The organism is Streptomyces sp. NPDC089919, assembly GCF_040684615.1.
Classification (GTDB): domain Bacteria; phylum Actinomycetota; class Actinomycetes; order Streptomycetales; family Streptomycetaceae; genus Streptomyces.
In genome coordinates this window covers 1-1,008 of the sequence record NZ_JBFBGK010000229.1, presented here as the reverse complement: position 1 = coordinate 1,008, position 1,008 = coordinate 1, and the positions used below count along the sequence as shown (strand labels likewise).

General features: G+C 65.9%; 1 protein-coding gene. It reads right to left on the bottom strand.

What is annotated here, in order from left to right:
• Nucleotides 1-1,008 (bottom strand): aminofutalosine synthase MqnE (mqnE, locus tag AB0O40_RS37805; RefSeq protein WP_365050901.1); only part of this gene is annotated, 1,008 nt, incomplete at its 5' end.

The window sequence follows — 1,008 nt, the reverse complement described above, 5'->3', positions numbered from 1 at the left end:
TCAGACCCGCATCGGCTGGGGGGACTCGCGCAGGGACGCGTCCGGGCCCGGGTACTCGCGGATGATCTCGTAGCGGGTGTTGCGCTCCACCGGCCGGAAACCGGCCTCCCGGATCAGGTCGAGCAGGTCCTCACGGCCCAGCTTGTTCGGCGTGCCGTAGTCGTCCGCATCATGCGTGATCTTGTACTCGACGACCGAGCCGTCCATGTCGTCCGCACCGTGCTGCAACGCCAGCTGCGCCGTCTGCACACCGTGCATCACCCAGAACACCTTCACGTGCGGGACGTTGTCGAACAGCAGCCGCGAGACCGCGAACGTCTTCAACGCCTCCGCACCCGTGGCCATCGAGGTCCGCGCCTGGAGCGTGTTGCGGATCTTCCCGTCCTTCATGTCCACGAAGTCGTGCTGGTACCGCAGCGGGATGAAGACCTGGAAACCACCGGTCTCGTCCTGCAGCTCACGCAGCCGCAGCACGTGGTCCACCCGGTGCCGCGGCTCCTCGATGTGCCCGTAGAGCATCGTGCACGGGGTCTTGAGACCCTTCTCGTGCGCCAGCCGGTGGATCCGCGACCAGTCCTCCCAGTGGGTACGGTGGTCGACGATGTGCTGACGCACCTCCCAGTCGAAGATCTCCGCACCGCCACCGGTCAGGGACTCCAGCCCCGCCTCGATCAACTCGTCCAGGATCTCCGACGCCGACAGCCCCGAGATCGTCTCGAAGTGATGGATCTCCGTCGCCGTGAACGCCTTCAACGAGACGCTCGGCAGCGCCTCCTTCAACGCCGAGAGCGACCGCGGGTAGTACCGCCACGGCAGACTCGGGTGCAGACCGTTGACGATGTGCAGCTCGGTGAGGTTCTCCCCCTCCATGGCCTTCGCCAGCCGCACGGCCTCCTCGATCCGCATCGTGTACGCGTCCTTCTCCCCCGGCTTGCGCTGGAAGGAGCAGTACGCACACGACGCCGTGCACACGTTCGTCATGTTCAGGTGCCGGTTGACGTTGAAGTG